This window comes from Ruegeria sp. AD2(2025), from assembly GCF_056542385.1.
The window spans coordinates 1-827 of sequence record NZ_JBQFZS010000042.1 but is presented as its reverse complement, the minus strand read 5'-3'; the positions used below and the strand labels follow the sequence as shown (position 1 = coordinate 827).

1 pseudogene is annotated in these 827 nt (G+C 59.7%); it reads left to right on the top strand.

Going from position 1 to position 827, the window contains the following annotated elements:
• Positions 1-827 (top strand): annotated as a pseudogene (locus tag ACR1XV_RS21435) (hypothetical protein); the annotation flags it as partial.

The window sequence follows — 827 nt, the reverse complement described above, 5'->3', positions numbered from 1 at the left end:
GACGGGCTTTGAGACCCTGCTGAAAACGGGGATGGGGACGCTGAACATCACCGGGCCCGCGACATCGATGTTTGATACAGTCAATGTCAATGCGGGCACTGTGGATGTGAGCGGTTCTATCAGCGGGATCAGCGTGGCGTCTGTACTGGCAGGCGCCACGCTGAACGTGGATGGTCCGATCAGTTTTACCACCGGGGCCGATACCCTCATGGTTGCAGGCACGGTCACCGGTGCATCAACGATCGACATGCTGGACGGTGATGACACGTTCACCTTCCAGGAAGGTGCGAATGTCAGTGCGCTTGTTGATGGCGGTGCCGGAACGGACACGCTCAATGCCAATATCGCAACCTCGGGCACGCTGATGCAGGCGGTCAACTTTGAGACGCTCACCAAGACAGGGGTGGGGACGCTGAACATCACCGGGCCGGGCACGTCGGATTTCTCCACGGTCAATGTCAATGCGGGCACGCTGGATGTGGCCGCCGGGGCGGCGATCTCTGATGTGAATGCGGCGACGGTCGCATCGGGCGCGACGCTGGATCTGGCAGGTGACTTCACCTTTGCTCCAGGCGATGACACGTTCGATGTCGCGGGCACCCTGACCGGTGCCGGAAGCTTCGACATGCTGGATGGTGACGACACGTTCACCCTTCAGGATGGTGCGGATCTGTCGGGTCTGACCGGCCTGATTGACGGCGGCTCTAACACCGCAACCGGCGATACGGTTGTTGTTGACACGGCGACAACCCAGACCTTCGACGGTACACAGGTTGTGAACTTCGAGATCCTGCAAAAGGACAACACTGGAACTTTGACACTGACGG